This window comes from uncultured Halopseudomonas sp. (assembly GCF_963977355.1).
Classification (GTDB): domain Bacteria; phylum Pseudomonadota; class Gammaproteobacteria; order Pseudomonadales; family Pseudomonadaceae; genus Halopseudomonas.
Genome location: NZ_CAXBOV010000050.1, coordinates 1 through 5,064 on the forward strand (window position 1 = coordinate 1; position 5,064 = coordinate 5,064).

General features: G+C 59.0%; 5 protein-coding genes and 2 pseudogenes. 5 read left to right on the forward strand and 2 right to left on the reverse strand.

All coding sequences use genetic code 11. The annotated features are described in order from the left end of the window. Window positions 1-161: pseudogene (locus AAC076_RS17090) on the reverse strand (insulinase family protein); the annotation flags it as partial. A 109-nt stretch (window positions 162-270) separates the two neighbouring features. Here AAC076_RS17090 and ftsY point away from each other — a divergent pair. The 5 genes from ftsY to AAC076_RS17115 all read left to right on the forward strand — a co-directional run bounded on the left by ftsY (window position 271) and on the right by AAC076_RS17115 (window position 4,857). Then, window positions 271-1,452, forward strand: a complete 1,182-nt coding sequence (gene ftsY, locus AAC076_RS17095; RefSeq protein ID WP_339848025.1) for a signal recognition particle-docking protein FtsY — start codon at window positions 271-273, stop codon at window positions 1,450-1,452. Between the two features lie 3 nt (window positions 1,453-1,455). After that, entirely contained in the window at window positions 1,456-2,118 is a 663-nt protein-coding gene (gene ftsE / locus AAC076_RS17100) for a cell division ATP-binding protein FtsE (protein WP_339848027.1), read from the forward strand. A 2-nt stretch (window positions 2,119-2,120) separates the two neighbouring features. Beyond that, window positions 2,121-3,125 (forward strand): permease-like cell division protein FtsX, encoded by a 1,005-nt coding sequence (gene ftsX, locus AAC076_RS17105; protein WP_339848029.1) that lies wholly within the window; start codon window positions 2,121-2,123, stop codon window positions 3,123-3,125. Between the two features lie 140 nt (window positions 3,126-3,265). Next, complete coding sequence (gene rpoH / locus AAC076_RS17110) at window positions 3,266-4,132, forward strand: RNA polymerase sigma factor RpoH (RefSeq protein ID WP_339848032.1); 867 nt, start codon at window positions 3,266-3,268, stop codon at window positions 4,130-4,132. Between the two features lie 122 nt (window positions 4,133-4,254). Then, on the forward strand, window positions 4,255-4,857 hold the full coding sequence (locus AAC076_RS17115) for a hypothetical protein (protein ID WP_339848033.1): 603 nt from the start codon (window positions 4,255-4,257) through the stop codon (window positions 4,855-4,857). A gap of 14 nt (window positions 4,858-4,871) precedes the next feature. Here AAC076_RS17115 and AAC076_RS17120 read toward each other — a convergent pair. Beyond that, window positions 4,872-5,064, reverse strand: a pseudogene (locus AAC076_RS17120) (hypothetical protein); the annotation flags it as partial.

Below are 5,064 nucleotides of genomic sequence, written 5' to 3' on the forward strand. Positions count from 1 at the left end.
TGGGATACCACCACCGGTGCGCGGTGGTCTTCGCGAACTATCACCTTCAGTCCGTTGTCCAGATGGAACTCTTGGGTGGCCTGGCGTGGCTCCTGGGCAAGAGCCGGGAGGCAGGTGATGACCAGGAGAAGTGACGTGAAAGCGGCTTTCAGCTGTAGCATGCAAGCATCCTGTAGGAACGTACCGCCTGTGGCGGAAGTGGGGTAGGATAACCCAACCTTCAATGCGGCGGTCAAACACCCGCTGCCCGATCCTAGATAGTGAAAGTCAATGTTTGGTTCCAAAGACAAGTCAGAGCAATCCGCTACCCCCAAAGCTGCCGAGGATGGCAACAAGCCCGAGAAAAAGGGATTGTTTGGTTGGGGTCGGCGCAAGAACGAAAATACCGAAGCTGAGTCGGCTGCCCCGCCAGAGGCCTTGCCACAGAACAGCGACGAAGCCGCGCGTGAAGTAGCACAATCTCTTTTTTCCGGCCTGGGTCAGGCGCAAGCAGAGCCTGAACCTGAGCCCCAGGAAGCCGAGCCGCCTGCAGGTAGCTTCCTGGCGAGGATGAAAGCCGGCCTGTCCAAGACCAGTGTCAATCTGGGTGAGGGCATGGCCAACATGTTCCTCGGCGAGAAGGATATCGACGACGAGCTGCTCGAGGAGCTGGAAACCCGGCTTTTGATGGCCGACGTGGGCATCGAGGCTGCCACGCTGATCATGGAGTCGCTGCAACAACGCGTGCGTCGCCGCCAGCTGTCCAATCGCAAGGCCTTGTACCGGGCATTGCAGGACGAGCTGGAAACATTGCTTGCCGATGTCGCCAAGCCGATGGTCATCACCCCCGAGAAGAAGCCTTTCGTGATTCTGGTGGTGGGTGTCAATGGTGTGGGCAAGACCACGACCATCGGCAAGCTGGCCAAGCGCCTGCAGAGTGAAGGCCGCAGCGTCATGCTGGCCGCAGGTGATACTTTCCGGGCCGCGGCAGTTGAACAGTTGCAGGTGTGGGGCGAGCGCAACAATATTCAGGTGGTGGCGCAGCATACCGGGTCCGATTCGGCCTCGGTGGTATTTGACGCCCTGCAGGCGGCCAAATCGAGGGGTGTCGATGTGCTTATCGCCGACACCGCTGGCCGACTGCACAACAAAGACAACCTCATGGACGAGCTGAAAAAGGTCAAGCGGGTAATGAGCAAGCTCGATCCCGACGCGCCCCATGAGATTCTGCTGGTACTGGACGCCGGTACTGGTCAGAACGCCATCTCCCAGACCAAGTTGTTCGACCAGGCGGTAGGTCTCAGCGGGCTGGTGCTGACCAAGCTTGATGGTACCGCCAAGGGTGGCGTTATCTTTGCCCTGGCAAAACAGTTCGGCTTGCCCATCCGGTTTATTGGTGTGGGCGAGAAGATAGACGACCTGCGGCCCTTTACTGCCCCGGAATTCGTCAAGGCACTGTTTGGGCGTGAGTAGACCATGATTCGGTTCGAGCAGGTCAGCAAGCGTTATTCCAATGGTCACATGGGCCTGGATAACCTGAGCTTTCATATAAAAGTTGGTGAGATGGTCTTCATCACCGGCCACTCCGGGGCGGGCAAAAGTACTTTGCTCAAATTGATCATGTGCATGGAGCGCCCGAGCGCCGGTCAGGTGCATGTAGGTGGACAGAACCTGCGAGAGCTCAGCGGAGATGACATCCCCTATCTGCGTCGTCAGGTTGGTGTGGTGTTCCAGAACCATCAGCTGTTATTTGACCGCACGGTATTCGATAACGTCGCTCTGCCACTGATCATCAACGGCACGTCCCCGGGTGAAGTCGGGCGGCGGGTGCGCGCGGCGCTCGACAAAGTCGGCTTGCTGAGCAAGGAAAATCTGTATCCCATAGCTTTGTCCGGCGGTGAGCAGCAACGGGTCGGTGTGGCCCGCGCTGTTGTTCACAAGCCAGCTCTGCTATTGGCCGACGAACCGACCGGTAACCTTGACCCTGCCTTGTCGGCAGAGATCATGAGCCTTTTCGAGGACTTCAACCGGGTCGGGGTTACGGTGATTATCGCCAGTCACGATCTGCCTCTGATCGCAACGCTCGACCACCGCATGCTGACCCTGGATCAGGGTCGGCTGCTTCGGGATGGTGAATAGCCGTGGCTGACGATAAGCAGAAAGTGTCAGCCAGACGGGGTGCGAAAGCGCCCAGCGGTGCAGCGCGCTCAGGCCATAGCTGGAAACACACGCTGCGCAGCTGGCTTGGCAGCCATCGCGACAGCGCACGGCAGGCATTGGAGCGTTTGCGCCTCAATCCTTTGAGCAGCGCCATGACTATTCTGGTCATGACCATCGTTCTCGCCCTGCCGATGGGGCTGGCCGTGCTGATCGGCCAGGTAGAGCGTTTGGGTGTCGACTGGCAAAGGGCGGCGCAGCTATCGGTGTACCTGGCTGACGACGTGCAGGCAGAGACCGCCGCAGGTTTGCTGGAGGAGGTCCGCGCGCTGGAGCAGGTATCCAAAGCGCACCTGCTAGATGCTGAGCTGGCGCTGGCCGAGTTCAAACAGCATTCGGGCATGGGCGATGCCCTGGATCAGTTGGCTTACAACCCCCTGCCGGCAGTGATTATCGTAACGCCGATCAGTATCGAGGGCGGCGCCTCCACGCTTGAGCCGTTGCGCGATCAACTGACCGCCCTGCAGGGGGTTGATCAGGTGCAGATTGATCTGCTCTGGATCGAGCGCTTGACGGGGATTCTGGCGTTGCTGGAGCGCTTCACGGGTGGCCTGGCCGTCTTGTTGGTACTGGCCCTGCTGCTGGTCATGATCAATACCATCCGGTTGGCTATCGAGGGTCGCCGCGATGAGATCCTGGTGATCAAGCTGGTGGGTGGAACCGATGCCTTCGTGCGCCGGCCGTTCCTCTACATCGGGGTACTGTACGGTCTGCTCGCTGGTTTGTTGGCCTGGTTGCTGCTCGCCATCGGTATGGGCTGGCTGAATAATACCGTGCGTGATCTGGCCGAACTCTATCAGAGCGATTTTGCGCTGGCCGGCATGCCATTCATCGACGGCCTGACCCTGGTTGCTGGCGCCATGCTGCTGGGCCTGGTCGGTGCCTGGCTTGCTGTAGGACGACATATTGCCGATATTCAGCCCGAATAAGCGCAGAGGTGGGCGGGTTTTTCCTGTCTTGCCGCTCGTCGGGAACCCGTCTTAGGGCCAGCGTTCAATGAACTAGGACGGGCTTTCACAGTCTTATCTGGCAGTGATACACTCGGTTGTCATTTTTTTGGAGTACAAACATGAGCACTGCCCTGCAGCCTATGCATAATCTGGTCCCGGGTGCGAACCTGGAGGCTTATGTTCAGACGGTGAGCAGAATTCCGATCCTCAGTGTTGAAGAGGAGCGGGAGTTGGCTGATCGTTTGTTCTACAACGAAGATCTGGAAGCGGCACGTCAGCTGGTTATGTCACACCTGCGGTTTGTCGTGCACATCGCGCGTAGCTACTCGGGTTATGGCCTGGCCCAGGCAGACCTGGTGCAGGAAGGTAACGTCGGTCTGATGAAGGCAGTCAAGCGCTTCAACCCCGAAATGGGTGTGCGCCTGGTGTCCTTCGCAGTGCATTGGATTCGGGCCGAAATCCACGAGTTCATCCTGCGCAACTGGCGCATCGTCAAGGTGGCCACGACCAAGGCCCAGCGTAAGTTGTTCTTCAATCTGCGCAGTGCCAAGAAGAAATTGTCCTGGCTGTCTGAAGATGAAGTCAAGGCAGTAGCCGCCGATCTGGGTGTGGTTACCCGCGAAGTGCGTGAAATGGAGAGCCGGCTTTACGGCCAGGATCTCGGCTTTGACGGTGCCCAGGACGATGACGACGATGCCGTGGCCTACGCGCCAGTGCATTACCTGGAAGACAAGCGCTACGATCCGGCTACACAGCTGGAGTCCGCAAATTGGACCGACAGCTCGGTTGCTCAGCTGCAGAACGGGCTGGAACAGCTCGATGAGCGCAGCCGCGATATCCTCTATCAACGCTGGCTGGCTGAAGAAAAAGCCACCCTGCATGAGTTGGCGGCCAAGTATCAGGTCTCTGCCGAGCGTATTCGACAGCTGGAAAAGAACGCGATGAACAAGCTGAAGAAGAATCTCGATAGCGAATCAGCAGCCTGATTCCGACATTCAGGTGGTTGGTAACCTAAAGGCATCCCTCGGGGTGCCTTTCGCGTTTCTGGCCCCCCGGCGTCTCAACCTGCATAATCCCGGCTCTAATAATACTCTGTCAGGAGCATAGAATGAGTTTCCGCCCCCGTGCCGGCATGGCCACCCTTTTCAGTCTGGTAGTCATCGGTCTGTTTGCTCTCGGTTCCTGGATCATGGATCAACGCGAGCCCGAGCCTATGCAGTGGCTGGGCCGCTACGAGCAGAGTATCTGGACGCCCCTGCGTGAGGGTGAACTGGTACTTGCAAGCGTCGATGCCCCCCTGGGCATTGGTCGTCTGTGGATGATCAGTGTCGAGGACGAGCCACTCCTGGTCAGCCGCTATGTCATGCAGAGCGATGACCTCAACTGGCGTCTGCAGGCAGTCATCACGCTGGATGCGCAGCGCACTGAAAGTCTGGTCAAGGCGCAGGACTGGCAACCGGGTATGCGTGATCAGTCCGTATCACCGTCAGTAGGTGCGGCCCTGGCGGGTCAGCCCGTTGAACGAGTCAGTCTGATTCCATCCGAACCGGTCAGCGTTCAGCGCATTATCGCCACACTGGGCGAGCCGGATATGCGCATGGATGTCAGCGAGGGCAACCAGGCCTGGGTGTATGGGCGACCGGGTGTTGTGGTGGCGGTCAGCGGCGAGGAAGCCCATTCGATCATGTTTGGTCTGCAGGGCGGCCGCTAGGGACGGTCGCCAGTTCAGACGTCGAGCCGGTTGCGCCAGTAACGCAGGCTCAGCCACTCGGGCAGCGGCTTGCCCTTCTGCATCTCGCGCAGGTAATGTCCGCCACCCAGTTGTCGGGATTGATTCTGAATCCAGGAGGCGCGGCGCTGGACATGGGCTGGAGGGCTGGCTGCACTCCATTCCCGGGGGTTGGGTAGGACGGCCGCC

What these genes read in the sequence shown, in the direction of transcription:
- ftsY (WP_339848025.1), top strand. Translation starts at nt 271, where the DNA reads ATGTTTGGTTCCAAAGACAAGTCAGAGCAATCCGCTACCCCCAAAGCT.
- ftsE (WP_339848027.1), top strand. Translation starts at nt 1,456, where the DNA reads ATGATTCGGTTCGAGCAGGTCAGCAAGCGTTATTCCAATGGTCACATG.
- rpoH (WP_339848032.1), top strand. Translation starts at nt 3,266, where the DNA reads ATGAGCACTGCCCTGCAGCCTATGCATAATCTGGTCCCGGGTGCGAAC.
- AAC076_RS17115 (WP_339848033.1), top strand. Translation starts at nt 4,255, where the DNA reads ATGAGTTTCCGCCCCCGTGCCGGCATGGCCACCCTTTTCAGTCTGGTA.